The organism is Deinococcus arboris, assembly GCF_009755355.1.
GTDB lineage: Bacteria > Deinococcota > Deinococci > Deinococcales > Deinococcaceae > Deinococcus > Deinococcus betulae.
Genome location: NZ_WQLB01000094.1, coordinates 1 through 428, shown reverse-complemented (window position 1 = coordinate 428; position 428 = coordinate 1). Strand labels below are relative to the sequence as shown.

1 protein-coding gene is annotated in these 428 nt (G+C 62.1%); it reads right to left on the bottom strand.

Translation table 11 applies throughout. From position 1 onward, the window contains the following. Nucleotides 1-362, bottom strand: a 362-nt coding sequence (locus tag GO986_RS22475; RefSeq protein WP_157461754.1) for an IS5 family transposase, incomplete at its 3' end; no start/stop codon positions are given. Nucleotides 363-428: the final 66 nt, after the last annotated feature.

Sequence of the window (428 nt, the reverse complement as noted above, 5' to 3'; positions counted from 1 at the left end):
TAGCCGCGAGGTCCACCGGCTTCGGTCGTTTTCACCGATTGGCTGTCGATGATCGCGGCACTAGGGGTCGCTGCGCGACCCTCACGCTGGCGGACCAACTCCCGAAGGACCGTGTGCAGTGCCTCCCAGACGCCCCGCAGTCGCCACAGACGATGATAGTGATAGATCGTCTGCCAGGGGGGTAAGTCGTGCGGCATTGCTCGCCACGCAATTCCTCCGCGCAGGACGTAAAAGATCCCATCCAGGATCTCTCGCAGCGACCACTTCCGTGGACGGCCAACGGATGACGCTTGAGGCAGAAGAGGAAAAAGCACGTTCCACTCAGCGTCGGTCAGATCGTTCGGGTACGCAGCTCGGGTCATGAGCGCCCCACCTCCCACCTCTACCGTGCGCGCACAATGCCTCTGAGAAAACCTGCGCCAGCACGT